Annotated in this window: 15 protein-coding genes; 7 read left to right on the top strand and 8 right to left on the bottom strand. The window is 69.7% G+C overall.

The features are described 5' to 3' along the window. Positions 1-3: 3 nt before the first annotated feature. Positions 4-234, bottom strand: coding sequence for a hypothetical protein (locus OWR29_RS41310; protein ID WP_267569058.1), 231 nt, complete (start codon positions 232-234; stop codon positions 4-6). 159 nt (positions 235-393) lie between these two features. On the opposite strand from OWR29_RS41310, the gene OWR29_RS41305 reads away from it, so the two are divergent. Genes OWR29_RS41305 through OWR29_RS41295 form a run of 3 tightly spaced genes read left to right on the top strand, consistent with a single transcriptional unit; the run spans position 394 to position 3,589 of the window. After that, complete coding sequence (locus OWR29_RS41305) at positions 394-1,206, top strand: polysaccharide deacetylase family protein (protein ID WP_267569057.1); 813 nt, start codon at positions 394-396, stop codon at positions 1,204-1,206. Then, positions 1,203-2,204 carry a glycoside hydrolase family 26 protein gene (locus OWR29_RS41300; protein ID WP_267569056.1) on the top strand — a complete coding sequence of 334 codons (1,002 nt, stop codon included), beginning with the start codon at positions 1,203-1,205 and terminating at the stop codon, positions 2,202-2,204. The genes OWR29_RS41305 and OWR29_RS41300 overlap by 4 nt, the downstream gene beginning before the upstream one ends. Then, positions 2,201-3,589 carry a right-handed parallel beta-helix repeat-containing protein gene (locus tag OWR29_RS41295; RefSeq protein WP_267569055.1) on the top strand — a complete coding sequence of 463 codons (1,389 nt, stop codon included), beginning with the start codon at positions 2,201-2,203 and terminating at the stop codon, positions 3,587-3,589. The genes OWR29_RS41300 and OWR29_RS41295 overlap by 4 nt, the downstream gene beginning before the upstream one ends. On the opposite strand, the gene OWR29_RS41290 is transcribed toward OWR29_RS41295, so the two are convergent. From OWR29_RS41290 to OWR29_RS41270, 5 genes are all read right to left on the bottom strand, one after another. Beyond that, entirely contained in the window at positions 3,590-3,964 is a 375-nt protein-coding gene (locus OWR29_RS41290; protein WP_267569054.1) for a hypothetical protein, read from the bottom strand. Between the two features lie 82 nt (positions 3,965-4,046). Then, positions 4,047-6,488: a hypothetical protein gene (locus tag OWR29_RS41285; protein WP_267569053.1), complete on the bottom strand. Its 2,442-nt coding sequence runs from the start codon at positions 6,486-6,488 to the stop codon at positions 4,047-4,049. A 94-nt stretch (positions 6,489-6,582) separates the two neighbouring features. After that, complete coding sequence (locus OWR29_RS41280) at positions 6,583-7,926, bottom strand: glycosyltransferase family 2 protein (RefSeq protein ID WP_267569052.1); 1,344 nt, start codon at positions 7,924-7,926, stop codon at positions 6,583-6,585. Then, complete coding sequence (locus OWR29_RS41275; RefSeq protein WP_267569051.1) at positions 7,923-8,888, bottom strand: glycosyltransferase family 2 protein; 966 nt, start codon at positions 8,886-8,888, stop codon at positions 7,923-7,925. The genes OWR29_RS41280 and OWR29_RS41275 overlap by 4 nt, the downstream gene beginning before the upstream one ends. A 44-nt stretch (positions 8,889-8,932) precedes the next feature. Further along, entirely contained in the window at positions 8,933-9,865 is a 933-nt protein-coding gene (locus OWR29_RS41270; RefSeq protein WP_267569050.1) for a glycosyltransferase family 2 protein, read from the bottom strand. A gap of 686 nt (positions 9,866-10,551) precedes the next feature. On the opposite strand from OWR29_RS41270, the gene OWR29_RS41265 reads away from it, so the two are divergent. From OWR29_RS41265 to OWR29_RS41255, 3 genes are all read left to right on the top strand, one after another. After that, positions 10,552-11,487 (top strand): sulfotransferase family protein, encoded by a 936-nt coding sequence (locus OWR29_RS41265; RefSeq protein WP_267569049.1) that lies wholly within the window; start codon positions 10,552-10,554, stop codon positions 11,485-11,487. A gap of 80 nt (positions 11,488-11,567) precedes the next feature. Further along, positions 11,568-12,482 carry a glycoside hydrolase family protein gene (locus tag OWR29_RS41260; protein WP_267569048.1) on the top strand — a complete coding sequence of 305 codons (915 nt, stop codon included), beginning with the start codon at positions 11,568-11,570 and terminating at the stop codon, positions 12,480-12,482. A gap of 282 nt (positions 12,483-12,764) precedes the next feature. Then, on the top strand, positions 12,765-13,250 hold the full coding sequence (locus OWR29_RS41255) for a response regulator transcription factor (RefSeq protein ID WP_267569047.1): 486 nt from the start codon (positions 12,765-12,767) through the stop codon (positions 13,248-13,250). Here the strand turns inward: OWR29_RS41255 and OWR29_RS41250 are convergent. Both OWR29_RS41250 and OWR29_RS41245 read right to left on the bottom strand, forming a co-directional pair. Next, the gene (locus tag OWR29_RS41250; protein WP_267569046.1) at positions 13,216-14,307 is read right to left on the bottom strand and encodes a M20 family metallopeptidase; all 1,092 of its coding nucleotides are present in this window, start codon (positions 14,305-14,307) and stop codon (positions 13,216-13,218) included. The genes OWR29_RS41255 and OWR29_RS41250 overlap by 35 nt on opposite strands. An 899-nt stretch (positions 14,308-15,206) precedes the next feature. Next, on the bottom strand, positions 15,207-15,740 hold the full coding sequence (locus tag OWR29_RS41245; protein ID WP_267569045.1) for a GNAT family N-acetyltransferase: 534 nt from the start codon (positions 15,738-15,740) through the stop codon (positions 15,207-15,209). Positions 15,741-17,085: 1,345 nt separating this feature from the next. Here OWR29_RS41245 and OWR29_RS41240 point away from each other — a divergent pair. Next, positions 17,086-17,412 carry a GNAT family N-acetyltransferase gene (locus OWR29_RS41240; RefSeq protein WP_267569044.1) on the top strand — a complete coding sequence of 109 codons (327 nt, stop codon included), beginning with the start codon at positions 17,086-17,088 and terminating at the stop codon, positions 17,410-17,412. The last annotated feature ends 160 nt before the right edge of the window (positions 17,413-17,572 follow it).

The raw sequence follows: 17,572 nt of genomic DNA, 5'->3' as shown, positions 1-17,572 counted from the left end.
GGTTCATTCATTCTGGGGCCTGGTCGGGAAAAGTCGCCGGCCGGTCAGCCGCAACGAGTCGAAAGTGACCGCGTGCAGGGCGTAGATGCCGGCCGAGACGATCACGAACAGGGTTGCGAGGACGGCGGCGAGGCCCGGATCGAGGGCTCGCCAGGCGGCCGGGAGCAAGGTTGCCCCTAGCACGACGGCCGCCTGACAAGTAGCCTCCGCGCAGCGCAGCGGATCGAATGTCATAACCTCACTCTTCCGAGTGGAGCTCCCTGCGCGCCTCTGCCCGGAGCGGGACTTCGCCTACGACTTTCGGCAGAGGGACAAAACGGAGAAACCCGCGACCAGCGCAAGGGTTCCACCTAGCGTGGGACCTCAGACCACCAGGCGTACGAGGACGACCGCGTGACCGTGACGACGAGGCCGGGCTGGAGCACCCTTCCGGCGCTCATGTACCACTCCGTGTCCGCCGTGGGCGGCCCGATGCGCGACCTCGCGGTGCCCCCGGCGCTGCTCAGGGAGCAGCTGCAGGCGCTCACCGAGGCCGGCTACCGCCTGGTCGGCCTGACCGAGGCGCTCGACCTGCTGGCCGCCGGCAGCACCGAGAAGCTGGTCGCGGTCACCTTCGACGACGGCTACCGCGACTTCCTCACCGAGGGCGTGCCGGTGCTGAAAGAGACCGGCGCGGGCGCCACGCTCTACGCCTCGGTGGGGCACCTGGGCGGCACGGCGGGCTGGCTGGGCGAGTCGGCCCCCGACTTCGGGCCGATGCTCACCTGGGACGAGCTGGCCGAGGTGGCCGCCGCGGGGGTCGAGATCGGCAACCACAGCCTGATCCACCACCCGCTCGACGTGCTGCCCCCGGCTCAGCTGCGCAACGAGATCCTGAGCAGCCACGAGCAGCTCGAGCAGCGCCTGCAGGTCAAGGTACGGTCCTTCGCCTACCCGCACGGGTACAACAGCCGTCGGGTGCGTGACCTGGTGGCGTCCACCGGGTACGACAACGCCACCGAGGTCGGCCGCCGGCTGCACACGCCGGGGGAGAAGCGGCTCGCCGTCCCCCGCCTGCAGCCCACCCCCGACCACAGCGGCGCCGACCTGGTCGCGCTGGTCCGCGACGGCGAGCCCGGCCTGGCTCCCAAGGTCAAGCAGATCGCCCAGCCCGGCTGGCGAGTGGCCCGCAAGGTGGCCCGCACGTTCGGGCGGAACCTGACATGAACCGCCGGAACCTGCTGGGCCTGGGCGCCCTCGCCGCTGCCGCCGTGCCGCTGGCCGGCTGCCAGAAGTACCGCTCGAACGACGCCGTGCCGCCGGTGGTCTCGCACTCGCCCCAGCCGTCCAGCGGCGAACCGAGCGCGGCCGCGGTCACCGAGGGCGGCGGAGCCGTGCCGTTCGAGCCGGGCAAGGTCATGCTGGGCGCGTACGTCGATCTGAAGGGCCGCAGCGCCAACGCCGGGATCGACCTGCGCCGGCGCCAGCTCGGCCGCCCGGAGCGCATCGTGCACCGCTACTACTCGTGGACCGACAAGCTGCCGGTCTCGCTGGGCTACGTCTCGGGCAAGAGCACGCTGATGCTGTCGTGGCGCGGCCCCGAGTACAAGGACGTCAACGGCGGCGCCGCCGACAAGCTGATCGCCAAGGCCGCGCAGCGCATGGCCGAGCGGAAGAGGCCCACCCTGATCCGCTGGGCGTGGGACATGAACCGCGACTTCTACAAGTGGGGCGGCCCGGCCAACAACAAGGACACCAAGGGCTACATCCAGGCCTATCGCCGGATCCACCGGATCTTCCGCGAGGAGGGTGCGGACAACGTCTCGTGGGTGTGGAGCCCGAACTGGAACTCACGCCCCAGTGAATCTTGGAACACCTACGCGAACTATTATCCGGGTGATGAGTACGTCGATTGGGCGGGCGTGTCCGGCTTCGCCCAGGCGCAGTCACCGGGGGACATGTTCGACGAGTTCTACGAGACGTACGCCTCCCGGAAGCCGATCATGATCCCCGAGGTCTCCGTGGTCGACCGGGGCGGCAACACCAAGCCCGAGTGGATCGCCTCGCTGCGGGAATGGATCAAGGCGCACCCGGCGGTCGGGGCGGCGGTCTGGTTCGACACCGACACCCACCCGACCTCCCGCGAGAACTGGCGGATCGACTCGACGCCGGCCTCGCTGGCCGCGTACAAGGCGATGTCGAACGACCCGGTCTTCATCGGGTGACCGGAGCGCAACACCGGTTGGAGCGCCGCAGTCATCGCGCTCCGGCCGGTTCCCGCCGCCGGTGGCTGGGCCTGCTCGTCGTGCTGGTGCTCGTCGGAACGGTCGCCGCCGGATACCGCACCTACTTCTACGAGTCGCCACCGGACGTCGACGCGGCCGGGCCCGGGTTGTGGGTGTCCACGCACGGCGCCGACGATGCCGACGGCAGCCCGGACAAGCCGTGGAAGACGATCTCGCATGCCGTGGAGGTCGCCCCGGCCGGGTCCAAGATCTTCGTACGCGAGGGAACCTACGCCCCCTTCACGGTGACCCGCCCCGACCTGAGCGTCAGCAGCGCGCCCGGCGAGGAGGCGACCGTCGAGGGGGTGGCCGGCGTGCGCGACGGTGTCCTGGTGGCTGCGGCCGGCACGACCATCGCCGACATCACCGTACGAGGATGTGTGCCCAAGCCGAACGCCGACGTCAACATCACCGGCGATCACGGCAGCGGCATCCGCGTGCACAAGACCAGCAAGGTCACCATCCGCGGGGTGACCGTGCGCGACAGCCACGGCGAGAACGCGGCCGGCAAGCCGGTGGGCTGCTACGGCATCCTGGTCACCGAGTCGCAGGACGTGCGGGTCACCGGCTCCGAGGTCTTCCACAACGGCGCCGGCATCTCGATCAGCCGTGGCGGCAAGGGCGTGCTGGTCGACGGCAACGACGTGCACGACCAAGACAGGATCATCCAGAACACCGACCCGGACGACGACGACTTCGGCGGGTACGGGTTGTCGGCCACCTTCATCACCGCCAAGCCGGGCCCGGTGTTCCGGAACAACACCGTGCGCCGCAACTACGGACCGTCCACCGACTACGGCGTCGACGGCGGCGGCATGGAGATCTACGACGCCGCCAACACCACGATCACCGGGAACACGTTCGAGACGAACGACGGCGTGATGGAGACCGGCACGGGCAACGGCGGCGGCTGCGCCAACAACGTGTTCAGCGACAACAAGGCGATCGGCGGCAGCGGGCCCGAGGGTTTCGAGGGCGACACCGGGCTGGTGCTGCGCTGCGCGGCCGGCCTGACGGTCAGCGGCAACACCTTCAGCGACATGTCCAAGTTCACGTTCCTGCTGGCCACCGGCAGCGACTTCGCGGGCAGCATCGAGGGCCTGAAGATCACCGGCAACACGGTGACCCGCAACGACAACGCGGCCGTCTACCGCCTGCAGATCGACGGCGGCGCCTCGCCCAACATGGTGATCAACCAGAACCAGTACGAGACCGGCGACAACCATTTCGGCATCCTCAACGGCAGCTTCACCGAGGCCTCGGTCACCTACGACCAGTGGGTCGCCCGCACCGGCTTCGACCAGGCGTCGAGCCTCAAGCGCTGATCAGGGAGCGGTCCAGCCGGCGTCCCGGCAGGCCTGGGTGAGAGCGTTCGCGCTGGTGCGCCACGCGGCGTTGCCCTCGTCGGCGCTCCGGCCCAGCTCCATGGCCCTCGCCCGTACGGCGTCGTTGTCGCTCTTGGCCGCCGAGGCGGTGACCTTGTCGGCCAGGGCCAGCCGGGTGGCGTCACTGCGGGCCTTGGCCGAACCGGCCGCGAAGTCGTCGCAGGCCACCACGGCCCCGTTGTCGAGCGAGCCCGCGCTCTGCCCGGACTCCCCGCCGTCGTCGGCCCGGTTGCCGGTGACCAGGGCGAACACGACGAGGGCGGCGATCACCAGGGCGATGATCTGCTTCTTGCCCCACTTGAGCTTGAGCTTCACATCCACACACTAAACGGACGAACGCCCACCCGGCAGGCCGGGCGGGCGTTCACTCATCGTCCGTACGAGTCGTCCGTACGCGTCAGTTGGCCGCCGGCGTCGCCGCGGTGCCGACCAGCTTGAAGATCTGCACGCCGGGCCCCTGGTAGAAGACCTGCCAGTTGGACGAGGCCCGCAGGGCGTCGTTGAGCGACTGCATCGCGTTGTCGTCGGCGGTGCCGAAGTAGTCGGTGTAGTCGTCCATCGCGTCGCTGACCACCAGGTAGTTGGTGGGGTAGTTCATGTTGCGGATGTACTGCTCGATGTCGGGCAGCCGGCTGCCGTTGATGTTGCCGGTGAACTCGGGGTCGCCGATCAGCGAGATGTCGACCGACACGTGACCCTTGTTGTAGTCGCCGTAGTTGGCCTCGAGCTTGGTCGGGAAGTTCGGCGCCACCAGCACCAGGCCCGAGCCGGGCTCGGCGTGCTGGTAGAAGAACTGCGCCGCCTCGATGTCGGTCGCCCGCACCTGGTGCACCATCAGCTGGCCCTGCAGGCCCTGCAGACCGGCCAGCATGAGCACGGCCAGCAGCACGCCCGAGGCGAGCATCGCGGGCACCCCGCGCCGGCCCTTGCCGGCCCACAGCACGCCGATCAGCAGCCCGACGAACGGCATCGAGAACGCGAAGACGCGGTAGATGGCCTCGCCGCCGTAGTTGCCGGCGACCAGCGTGACCATCGGCAGGAAGCCGATCAGCGCCGGCACCAGCACCCGGCCCAGCTTCTTGCGGGTCAGGAACACCGCGACCAGGGCGGCCAGCCACAGGCCGATGGCCAGGGCCCGCGAGACGGTGGCCGAGAACTCCTGCTCCGGCGTGTTCCAGCTGGCCGAGTTGCCCGAGGCGTTGGACAGCAGGTCGAAGCTGAACAGGCTGTACTGGCTGTTCACCGAGCCCAGGCGGGGCACGAAGAAGATCAGCATGATCGCGACCAGGCCGACCAGGAACACCCGCGGCTTGAGGATGCCCAGGATCGTCAGCGCGAACAGCGGCACCATCATCAGCACCGGGGTCAGCTGGTGCGACACGATGATCGCGGCGAACAGGCCGGCCGCGCCGAAGGCGGCGAAGCGACGCGTACGGGGGTCGGTCTCGATGCCCTGCGGCATGCCCCGCACGGCCCAGGCCCGCAGCCGGCCGATCCGGCCCTTGGGCTCGGCCTTGATCACCGGCGGGCTGATCAGCCAGCGGGCCACGATCACCCAGAACGCCAGCATCAGCGCGAACACCATCGCCTGGGGCGAGAAGTAGCCGATGTCGACCCACATGCAGGCCTGGAACAGCAGCACGGCCAGCGCGATGATCCGCCTGTCCTTGGTGAACTGACGCAGCAGCGCGGCCACCATGAGCGAGGTGATCAGCGCGAACGTCAGCGACGACCAGGCCGCGAACGAGAGCCCGTCGAGGCCCGAGACGTGCGAGAGCAGGGCGACCGCGGCGAAGAAGCCGGGCCACTGCTGGTAGATGTCGCTGCCGCTGATCAGGCTGCCGTTGGCGTTGATCAGGTCGACCACGCCGATGTGCTTGTACGTCCAGGCGTACTCGATCGTGCCGTCCAGCAGCGGGACGGTGGCCTGCATGATGATCGGCACGACGATGAGGTGGGCCACCAGCACCAGCGGCCGGGCCCGGCCGAACAGCTCGACCGCGAAGCCGATGAACAGCACGACGGCGCCGATGATGAACGGCACGCCGAGCGCCGCGCTGAAGCCGTAGAGGCCGACGTCGTCCGGGTTGAGCTGGGTCAGCGACAGGGCCCAGAGGCCGACGCCGAGCACGAGCGTGAGGAACGGCAGGACGCCGAACACGAGACCGTTGTCCACAGTGTCGCGGGGCTTGCCGACCCGGCCCAGGATGAGCGGCACGCCCGAGCTGGTGAGCCGGGCGAACTGGACGATCGACCCGATCACGGTGACGCCGGCGAGCACACCGACCCAGAGCGACGGCTTCCAGACCTGGGCCCACAGCGTGATCACGGCCAGCATCGTGGTGACCGCGATGCTGCCGGCCACGGTCAGCGCCCACGAGACCAGCCGGTTGCGCACGTTGGCGATCGACAGGATGGCCGCGCCGGGGCCGACGAGGACGAAGACCAGCTCGAGCAGCAGGCTGAAGGCGCCGTTCGGCACGAACAGACCGGCCAGGCCGAGCAGACCCGCGATGCCGCCGGCCAGAGCGAACTCGGGTCGGTGGTCGGCGCCGGTCTCGGGCTCGGCCGCGGCCGGCTCGGCCAGCGCGGCCGCACCACCGGTGGTGGTGAGCACGGGGGCCGGCATGTACCGGGTCTCCGAGGAGTCGTCCGGGCCGATCGGGATCTTGACCGTCCGGTCGCCCACCTCGAGGCGGGTGGTCGCGTCCTTGTCGACGGCGGAGATCACCGCCGTCGCGTCGGGCGCCGGAAAGGATTCGCCGGCGGCCCCCACCACGATCCGGACGGTGGAGTCCGGCGCCGGTTGGTCCGGCGTTTCGGCCGAGCGTTGCTGCATGGGTTGTGGGCCTCCGTGTACGTCGTGGCGCTGAGGCCGGACGCGTTACGGGCAACGCGCCCGGTCTGTCCGGCGCATCAAGCGCCGGCTGGAGCTAAGCCTGGGTGGCGGCGCGTACCTTAGCCCGTGCCGCGCGGCGCGAGTTCAGGTAGGCGCGCGGTCCCGCCAGCATGCCACGCCGGTTGGCCGAGAGCAGCTCCTGCGGGAAGTCCTCGCGGATGGTCGCGGTGCGCGCCGTGTCCTTTCCGGTCATGTCCTTCAGCGCGCTCGGCACCAGCCGGAGCAGCGGGAAGATCAGAAGCGGACGGGACATCAGCAGGCTCGTGTACGCGGCGACCAGCCCCGTGCCGTAGCCGACCATCTGCTTGCGCAGCCCCTCGAGGTCGCGCCGGTGGTAGTGCCGGGTGACCGCGCTGGGCTGATAGACGATCGTGCCTCCGGTGAGCAGCACCTGGGTGAAGGCCAGAGTGTCCTCGGAGCCCATCGCCGGGGTGCCGGCGCCGAGCGCGGTGTCGAACAGGCCGATCCGCTCGATGACGCCGGGCCGGAAGGTCATGTTGGCCCCGGTGCCGAACGGCGGCAGCGGGTAGAGCGGGCTCTGGATGTGCTTGGTCTTCGGGCCGAACACATCCGGCTTGAAGCCGCGGCCCTTGCTGTGCCCGCCGAACTGCTCGAACCAGATCTGCGCCTTGGTCTCGAGCTCGGCCGGCACGATCACGCCGGAGACCACGTCGGCCTCCGGGTGCTCGTGCAGCGCGCGGGCCACCTCGGCCAGCCAGTGCGGGTCGGCCACCTCGTCGTCGTCGAGCCAGGCCAGGATCTGCCCGGGCGCGGCCTGGACGGCGGCGTTGCGGGCGAAGGACAGGCCGCCCTTGGGCTCGACCAGGTAGTCGACCGGGCCGCGGGCGGCGGCCGCCCGTACGACCTCGGCGGTGTCGCCGGTGACCGGCGCGTTGTCGACGACCAGGACGCGGAAGGCCGGATATTCCTGGGCGAGCAGGCTGTCGAGGCACTTGGCCAGCTCGACCGGGTGCTCGCGGGTGCAGACGACCACGGTGATGTGCGGGGCGGTGGTCAGCACCGCACGCCGCTGAGCCAGGAACTCGGGCTCGCTGGCCGGGTTGAGGCCGTGCATCGGCACCGGGACGTCGCCCAGCCGCCTGCGGACGGCCTCACCGAGCTCGGCCTCGACCGCCTGGGCCAGGTCGGCCGGCCGCAGACCCTTTTCCGGTACGTCGAGCAGGAGCGCGCCGAGCGGCTCGGAGAACAGCCGGATCAGCAGCCAGGCCTGCTCGGCGCGGCGGCCGTCGGGCTGCGTGGCCGGGATCAGCGGCAGCGGCTCGGCCAGCTCGACGTCGCGGACGATGCCGGGCAGGATCTTGTCGTCGAGCGGGGTGCGCTGGGCCGGGATGACGCTGCGGCCGAGGTCGGCGCTCATCGGGCGGCCTCCAGAGTCTTGCGCGGCCGCGGGGCGCGCTTGGCGGCGACCGTCTCGACGACGCCGCCCCAGCCGGCCGCGGCCACCCCGGCGACGATGCCGCCGGCCCGCAGGAAGTTGTCGGCGCCCTTGCCGGTCAGGCCGGCGCCCAGGTTGCGCAGCGCCGCCTTGGGCAGCGACCACACGTACGAGCGCTCGGCGCCCAGGGTGTCGCGGCCGCCGTCGTCCAGGCCGGCCATCTGCACCTTGCCGCGGCCCTCGGCGTAGCAGCGCTTGACGAACCAGGAGAACGACGAGCGGTTCGCCGGCACCTCGTGGCGGATCGTCGCCCGCGGCACGTACATCCAGTGGCCGCCGTCGTGCGCGCTCATCCGCAGGCAGAGCTCGGTGTCCTCGGGGCGGTTGCGGTCGCCCAGCTTGCCGAAGCCGACCCGGAAGCCGCCGACGGCGTCGAACACCTCGCGGCGGACCACCATGCTGGCCGACCACACGTTGCGGATCGGCGAGGTCTCGGTGGGCATGCCGGCGTACGAACCGCCGACCGCCCACAGGAACTCGTCGGGCATCCACCGGGGGGCGGGGCCCTCCCAGTCGGGGAGGATGCCGCCGCCGGTGCCGACCACGCGCGGGTCGGCGAACGGCTCGACGAGTTGGGCCAGCCAGTCGGGGCCGGCCGTGATGTCGTCGTCCATGAAGGCGACGAGGGCGGTCTTCGCGTGGAAGGCGCCGGTGTTGCGGTTGCCGGAGACGCCCTTGGCGTAGGCGTTCTCGAGGACGGTCACGCCCGGCAGCTCGCGCTGGATGCGCTCGAAGAGGCCGCGGTTGTGATCGGTGACCACGACGACCTCGGCCGGCTCGGGCGACTGCGACCTGGCGCAGGCAACCGTCCGGACGAGCGAGGACCAGCGTTCCTCCGTGTGCGTCGGGATCACGATGGTCGTGTCGAGGGGGGTGGAATCCACGGGAGCGTCTCCTGAGCGAGGGGTGGGGACGGGCGCGGTGGAGGTCAGTTCAGGGGCTTGATGTCGCGGCTGGCCGCGCCGACCTCGTCGCGCTCACGGACGACCGGGGCCTCGGCGGCGGGGGCCGGCGTGGGCTTGATGTCGTGGGCGCGGGTGCCGGGCTGCTGGTGCACGATCACGCCACCCGGGCGGCGCTCGCCGGTGCGCTTCTGGCTGCGCATGCGGCCGAACTCGCTGAAGATGGTGCGCAGCACGCGGAAACCGTCCCGGAACGTGTTCAGGTTGGTCTCGCCGTGGATGCGGCGGTGCTCGATGCTGCCGACCTCGCCGACCTTCATCCCGTCGACCGCGGCCCGGATGTTGATCATCGTCTCGATCTCGAAGCCGTCGCCCCAGTGCTTGGTGCCGTCGGTCTTGCGGGGCAGCTTGGTGTCGGGCAGGTCGAGGACCGGCACGACGGTGCGCCAGAACGCGTTGTAGCCGTAGCAGAGGTCGGTGAACTTCGTCCCGAACAGAACGTTCACGACCACGTTGAGGCCGTCGTTGCCGAGCTTGCGCAGCTTGGTGATGTCGTGGCTGTGGCCGCCGTGGTTGAACCGGCTGCCCTTCACGAAGTCGGCGCCGTCGGTCAGCTTCTTGACGAACAGCGGGATCTCGGCCGGGTCGGTCGAGCCGTCGGCGTCGATCATCACGATGATGTCGCCCGTGCAGGCCTCGAAGCCGCACGCGAGCGCGTTGCCCTTGCCGGTACGGGTCTGCTGCACCACGACCACGTCGGGCCGCAGCTCGCGGGCGACCTCGACCGTCCGGTCCTTCGAACCGCCGTCGACCAGAACCACCTCGTCGATGTTCGCCGGCAGCTTGGCGAAGACATGCGGGAGGTTGCGCTCCTCGTTGAGGGTCGGAATCACCACGCTTACGGTCGGTGACGTACCTCCGTCACCCCACGTGTTCGCGGCGGGCGTCGAAAACTCCATGTCGGTCCCTTCCCGGGGGCGGCAAAGCGGTTCGATCGGCAAATCTGACGGCAAGAAGCGTAGGGCTTTCGCTTCTGTCGACCAACGTAGCAAGTCGCTACCAAGCGTCAACTGACCGAAAAGACAACCTACTGGGGACCGGGTGGATCATTCACGCCAACCGGATGACCGCGGTGTATTCACACGGACAACTGGGAAAGATTTTCGTCACATCGTTACCAGTGGTTATGGATAAATGCGCTCCACTGCCACCTTTTCCGGCGGAAAAGACAAACGTCGTAGACCACGACTTAGATGCCGCAATTCGGACAGGTCCAGAATGCCGGTTTACACGCAGTGAATTGGGTCACCGTATACGGACATCACCCAGCGTAGGGATTCGGTTGCAGATCGGTTGCCGGTCCATCGATGAGTCGACCGCCGCCGGCCGGGGTATGTATTCACGCAGGTCACCCACCCGATTGATCCCCGTAGCCTCCGGGCCGCCTTACCGTTGGTGAGACGATGAACGCTGATGAAGCCCTGTGTGTCTGCGGGCATGATCCCCACGCCCACCGGCACTACCGGCGAGGAACCGAATGCTCCCTGTGCGGGCCCGGCGAGTGCCCGCGCTATCGCCGTGTCACCTGGTGGCGCCGGTTGCTGCCGGGGTTCTAATTCCCTACTTGATCTGTAGGCTGACTTCCATGGCGCTCCCCGACTTCCTGATCGCCGGCGTGCCCAAGGCCGGCACGACGGCCCTGCACGCCGCGCTGACCGGTCATCCCGAGCTGTTCCTGCCCTCGGTCAAGGAACCGAAGTTCTTCCTCTCTGACGGACCGCCGCCCACCCGCGGCGGGCCCGGCGACGTGCAGACGTACCAGGAGCACGTGTGGCGGCAGGCCGACTACGAGGCGCTGTTCGCCCCGGCCCCCGAGGGCACTCTGCTCGGCGAGGCGACCCCGTTCTACCTGCACGATCTGGCCTCGCACGAGCGGATCAAGTCGCTGGTGCCGTCGGCCCGGCTCATCGTGCTGCTGCGCGACCCGGTCGACCGGGCCCACTCCAACTGGACGCACCTGTGGAACGCCGGGCTCGAACCCGAGGCCGACTTCCTCACCGCGTGTGCGCGGGAGCCGGAACGGATCGCGGCCGGGTGGGCGGCGTTCTGGCACTACGTGGGGCTCGGGCGGTACGGCGAGCAGATGCGCCACCTCTACGAGCACATCCCGCGCGAGCAGGTGCTGCTGCTGCGCTACAAAGAGCTCAAGGACGCGCCGGCCGCGACGCTCGACCGGGTGTGCGACTTCCTCGGCGTACGCACCGGGGTTCTGACCGCCGTGCCGCGGGAGAACGTGAACAGGCACGTCGTCGAGGACAACGGCGTGAATCAGGTTCTGCGCTTTCTTCTCCGCGGCGGGGGTGCCTTCGGGCATCGGTTCCCGGTGCCGCTGCGCCTGGCCGCCCGCGGGCCGCTGCTGACCCTGCTGCACCGCAAGCAGGGCACCCGGCCGGTCACCACGCCCGAGGAGAGGGCGGCGCTGCTGCCGCACTTCGTCGATGACATCGAGCTGCTGACTGAGGTCACGGGGGAGTCCTACGACGACTGGCTGTCGGTCGACCGACACGCGACCTCCCGCTAATCCCCACTTTCCCCATAGATGTTGCACACTTGGGCGTCTACCCTTCGTCGCGTCACCGCCGACTACGCCTAGGAGCCGCCTTGTCCACGGGAATCACGACCCTGCCCTTGCCACGCTGGGACGAGTCCACCGTCGTGGTCGAGCCGCCCGGTGACGAACCGGGAGCCTGGTCGGGGGCGCCCAGCTCGATCGTCGCGGACGGTCACATCTACCTGGCCTACCGGGTGCGGCTGCCGATCGGTGAGGGACGCGGCATCGCCAACGTGGTGGCCCGCTCGGCCGACGGCCTCACCTTCGAGACCGTGGCCGAGGTGACCAAGGAGCAGTTCGACGCGGAGTCGCTGGAAAGGCCGGCCCTGGTCCGTACGGTGGACGGGCGCTGGCGGCTCTACGTGAGCGCGGCGACCCCCGGCACCAAACACTGGCGGGTCGAACTGCTCGAGGCGGCCACCCCCGAAGGGCTGGCCACGGCCACGCCCCGAGTGGTGCTGGCCGGCGATGAGACCGTCGGGGTCAAAGACCCGGTGCTGCACCACGACGCGTACGGGTGGCACCTGTGGGCGTCGGTGCACCCCCTGGAGAGCTGGGACGACGCCGACCGGATGACCACCGAGTACGCGACCAGCCCGGACGGGGTGCAGTGGACGTGGCGGGGAACGGCGCTGGCGGGCCGGCCGGGCGAGTGGGACGCCCGGGGCGTACGGGTCTCGTCGGTCCAGGTCGAAGGCGACGAGATCACGGTGGCCTACGACGGGCGGGCCACGGCCGGCGAGAACTGGGAAGAACGCACCGGCGTGGCCCGGGGCAAGCGGCTCGACGACGGCAGCTTCGGCGAGCTCACGGCCGAACCGGGCGAGCCGCTGGGCAGCCCGCACGCGCCCAACGGGCTGCGCTACCTGTCACTCGTGGCGCTGCCGGACGGGCGCCGGCGCGTCTACTACGAGGCCACCCGGCGTGACGGTGCGCATGACCTGCGTACGGAGCTTCTGCCGTAGGTGAGAGCGTTATCACGATGTCCGGGCTCCGTGTCCGGCCGTCAATCCGGGTGCACTAGCGTTCCTGACTGACGCGAGGTGCGAGCGGTAAACGGCCGCACTGTCGGTGGCGGGGTTTCTCCCACAAGGAGGAACTCCGCCATTCTCGTTTCCGCGCTGCTCCCGTTGTGCCTTTTGGTGCTGCTCCCGTTGTGCAACCGGCGATCTTCTGCAGGCCTGGTCAACCCCGCCGATGGTGGCTGGCGTTCGACGACAGCAACCAAGGGCCCAGGGGAGAGATCAATGGTCGGAGCAGCAGCGGTATCAGTCGTTCCCGCGTTCGTCGCGCCGGAGCTCGGCCACCCCGCGCCCGTCGCGGACTGGTGCACCGACCTCGCCGAGCCGACCATCCTGGTCGCCGACGACGACGAGGCGGTCCGCGAACTGGTCACCCACAAGCTGGTCGCGGCCGGCTACCGGGTGGTCACGGCCGACAACGGCGCCTCCGCGCTGCGCATGGTGGTCACCGAGCAGCCCGACATGGTCATCCTCGACGTCTCGATGCCCGGCCTCGACGGCCTCAGCGTCTGCTACGAACTGCACTCGTCGGCCGACACCGCCCGGATCCCCGTCCTGATGATCAGCGGGCACGGCCGCAAGGTCGACATCGACCTGGGAATGACCGTGGGCGCCGACGACTACCTGGTCAAGCCGGTCAACCCGGCCGAACTGGTGCAGCGCGTGCGCTGGCTGCTCATGGCCAACGAGGATCTTCCCGGCGCGCTGTGAGGAAAGATCGAAGAGCGTTCCGGTACGGCGTGACGGTGCGGAGATCGGCGTACTCCACAGCGCTGTGCTGACCGTCGCCGCCCGGCCCGAAAATGACGGCGTCGACGCCCACCGCAGTGTAGTGCCGGCCGTCGGCGGCGCCGTGCTTGGCCAGCAAATTCCCGGGGAAGCCGGCCTCCCGAGCGGCGGCCCGCAGTAGGCCGACCTCGACACTGTCGGGGTCGGCGTGATGAGGGTGGCCAAGAGCCTCGACCGTCGCGGACAAACCAGTGACCGCACCGAGATGGGCAGCGACCTGCCCCGGCGTACGACCGGCGAAGTCAGCGTCGTCAGGCGGGAAACGCACATCGAGCCAGGCCGAAGCCTCGGCCGGCACCTGATTGACGGCCCGGTTCGGAGTGTCGAACCGGGCGACGTTGACGGTGGTGCGCCAGACCTCGGCCTCAGGCACGGGGTAACGCGCCAGCAGCCGAGCGACGCCGTCGGCCACGGCCGTGAGGGCGTTGTCGCCCAGCCAGGGATAGGCGGCATGAGCGGCGCGGCCCTTCGCGGTCAGGCGCACATGGGCCAGGCCGCGCGACTCGGTGACGATCTGCAGCCGGCTCTGCTCCCCGATGACGACAAAACCGCCCCGGACCCCGGCGGCGATCTGATGGGCGGTGCCGTCGGCGCCGCCCACCTCCTCGTCGGTGACCAGCTGCAAGGCGATCGGGAAGTCGTGGCCGAGCTCCCGGAAGACATCAGCCATGATCAAGGCGGCCAGCTTCATGTCGTGAGCGCCGCGGCCGTAGAGGCGGTCACCGTCGACCCGAGGCACGAAGAGGTCGTCGTCGCCGGGGACGACGTCCAGGTGGGCGTTGAGAATGACCCGGAAGTCTCCGGTGTCAGGGGCATGGACGAGGGCGCTCGGCTTCCCGTTGGACTCGAAGCGGCGTACGGCGTAGTCAGGGCCGATGTGCGTCAGCACCAGATCAAGGGCGCGTTTCAAGTCGTCGGGGCGGTCGGCGGTCGAACGGACGGCGATCAGGTCGCAGGCCTGGTCGATCAGGTGATCCACCGGTATACGCCTCCTCGCCAGCCCACCCGCCCTGGGAGTGCCACGGTACGCGCGAAATCGTCGCGCCATCGGCGGTTGTCCACAGGTGGGTCTGATTCGGTGGACGTCGATGTCCACAGGGTTGCTCCCTTGAGCTCGGCTTTTCTGCGCCTTCGTGCGCCTTGGTGGGCTGGGCTTTCTTGCGCCCTTGTGGGCTGGGCTTTCTTGCGCCTTGGTGGGTTGGGCTTTCTTGCGGTGGGACGGTCGGGCCCGAGGGCGACCACGCTGGGCTGAAAGGCGATACGCCCTGCGTGGTCGCCCTCGGGCCCGACCTTGCGGGGTTTCACCTCGCTGTCGCGTTGTGGTCGGCGCTTTCTCTGGGTGCTTGGTGGCGCTGCGTAGACCCGTGCGGGTGGGTGGTCTGGCTGCCGCGTTGTGGACGAAGCTGGGCGGTTGCGTCACCCGGGCGGGCCTGGGTGGTGGGTTGCGCGTTCGCACCGTGCCGGTTGCGGTTCTGGTGGGTCGCCGATTCGAACTCTTGGTCGGATGGTGCTGCCGACGGGTCCTCGCCAACACCGCCGTCGAGGTCGCAGCCGCCGCCCGCCGCCGCCCGCGGCCGCGCCGCATCCCGCAGCTGGCAGTCGCGCCGCATCCCGCAGCCGGCAGCCGGCAGCCGCGCCGCTTTCCGCAGGCGGCAGCCGCGCCGTAGCCCGCAGCGGCGCCGCTTTCCTCAGCCGGCAGCCGCGCTGCATCCCGCAGGCGCGCCGTAGCCCGCAGCTGCGCCGCTTCCCTCAGCCGGCAGCCGTGCCGCATCCCGCAGGCTCGCCGTAGCCGCAGCGGCGCCGTATCCCGCGGCCGTAGTCCAAGCCTGATGCTGCGGCGCGTGTCCGGCGGCGTGGCGCCGGTGCCGGCTGGCTCGGTTACAGGCGATCGAACGGGGCGGCGTAGGCGAACTGGCCGGTCGTCCCGTCGTAATGCGTGAGGGGGCGGACCTGGAAGTAGTCGCCCCAAGACGGGTCCGGCGCGAGGATTCCCATCGATCGGGCCGGGACGAAGCCGAACCGGCGGTAGAAGGCAGGCTCGCCTAGGAGGCCGACCAGAGCCTCGTCCAGGGCGTCGGCCGCACCGAGGACGGCGTGCATCAGCGCAGAACCGACGCCGGCTCGCTGCCGCGCTGGTAGAACGCTCACGGGGCCAAGACCGAGAGCCGGTCGGTCGGCGACGTGGGCACGTGTGGCGACCACGTGGCCGACCACCACGTCGTCCTCTACCGCCACCAGCGACAGCTGCGGAATCCATCCGGCGTCGGCCCTCAACCACGAGACCAGGGTCGCTTCGCCCGGATCTCCGCCGGGCTCCAACGGCGGCGCGCTGTGCGCGACCCCTCGGAACGCCGCCGCCGTCACCGCACGGATCGCCTCAACATCGTCGGAAACCTCACGCCGAACAATCACCTTGGAACCATCGACCTCCCGCGACTCCCCGTCAAACTTCAGCACTTGTGCGGGTCGGTGCTGGGCATCGCTCGGTCCCGAAGGTGCCGGCTGGCCGTGAGGATGATCGCCAGTCCACACCGTCGGAGCGTCACTGAAGGTGAATGTCCGCCTGGGTGGGTCGGGTCGTGGCTCGTTCGAGGGTGGGGGAGTGGGTTGGCGGGGTGGGTGGGGCTGTATGCTCGCTCGGCGACCGCAGGGGGAGGTCGGGCGGCCGAAGGGTGCGCGGGGAATTCCGGCGCTTTTCCGGGCGTAATCTGATCGCAACAATCGGTCGGTTCCTCAAGCGACGGAAACAGCTGCCGAATGTGCACAGTCGACTCGTGCAGGCACGCGGTTGCGGAATTCCGCACTCATTTGCTCCGTCAAGGAAAAGCCGCGGTCCATGTATTCGACACCGCGCCCAGCCCGTATAACGCTGCGTGGCGGTCAATCACGCAGCGTTGATCGACATGACTCTTTGTTGTTGCGCTGCGACACGCTATGAGCACTGTGGGTTGATCAAAGCCGCACATCCAGCGGGTGGCACGCGTGTTTGCTGTCTGGTCGTCGTGTCTCACGCTGTCCGACCAGCGTCGTCTCCATTGCGACCGCGAGCTCAACTTCGGACCTGCGGGCACCCGCGCCGCTGCTCAAGACTCGGGGCCGTTGGGCCGCAGAGTCGCGTGAAGGGTGAACGGCCAAGGACAACCCGGACGACTCCGACGGCCAACCGGCCCACCGAGCGGCTCGGCCGCTGACACACCGGCCCACCGGGTCTCCGGGATTCCGCCAACTGCCGGGCCGGCCATGATCGGGGCTGCGGCCGGACTCACCGCTTGAGCGGAACCTTGCGTCGACATCCACCCGCGCTCGTGGCGGTCCGCTGGCTGTTGGTGCTCGGAGTCGGCGAGGGCGACCAAGCGATCCCATCGACAGTGCCCTGAATCGGGATCGACACCGTCCCGCGGCGGGCTGACCAGGGCTGACGTCATCTCCTCACATGGCCTGGCACTCGCCGCCCTGCGCGGTTGCCGGGGGAGCGAGTGCCGGGTTGTGGTCAGCTTGTTTCAGGCCTTTGCCGTCCGGCACCGGTAGAGGCTTCCGAACCTGCTGGGGGTGGCGTTCTGCGGTGGGTCGGGGATCGGTTACCGGGGACGGGAAGGCTGTTGGCGTGGGTGTTGACGTGGAGTTGCCTCGGGGGCGGGTTGATGATGTGGCGGCTGTTTGGGCTGAGGGATGGCGGGACGGGCATCTGGGGCACGTGCCGGAAGCGTTGGTTCGGGCTCGTACGGAAGCGTCGTTCGGGGTTCGGGCCGGGGAGCGGGTGGCGGACACGACTGTTGCGGTGGTGGAGGGGGTTGTCGCCGGGTTTGTGATGGTCGCGGGGGATGAAGTCGAGCAGGTTTATGTCGGCACTTCCTTTCGGGGCGGGGGGATCGCTGGGGTGTTGCTGGGGGAGGCCGAACGGCTGGTCGCGGCGGGCGGGCACACGGACGCCTGGCTGGCGGTCGTGCCGGGGAACGCCCGGGCGCGGCGGTTCTACGAGCGGTCAGGGTGGACGGACGCGGGGGCGTTCGACTACGAGGCGGAGCACGAAGGCGGGGCGATCCTCGTGCCGTGCCGGCGGTATACCAAGCGAGTTGCCGGCTAGGGGACGCAGCGAGGCCGTGAGCAGGGGTCTGCCGACGGACTCGCCTGGGGCGATGCCTGTGCACATGAGGCTGGGAACGGGGTCGGGCCGTGCGGCTGGCGGGTACGCGCGGTCGGGTGGGCGTTGGGCTGTGCGGCTGGAGTTGGGGTCGGGGAGCGTG

Origin of the sequence: Paractinoplanes pyxinae (genome assembly GCF_026626335.1) — a bacterium.
Classification (GTDB): domain Bacteria; phylum Actinomycetota; class Actinomycetes; order Mycobacteriales; family Micromonosporaceae; genus Actinoplanes; species Actinoplanes pyxinae.
Note: the sequence above shows the minus strand (reverse complement) of the source record. Positions and strands in the feature narration are given on the sequence as shown.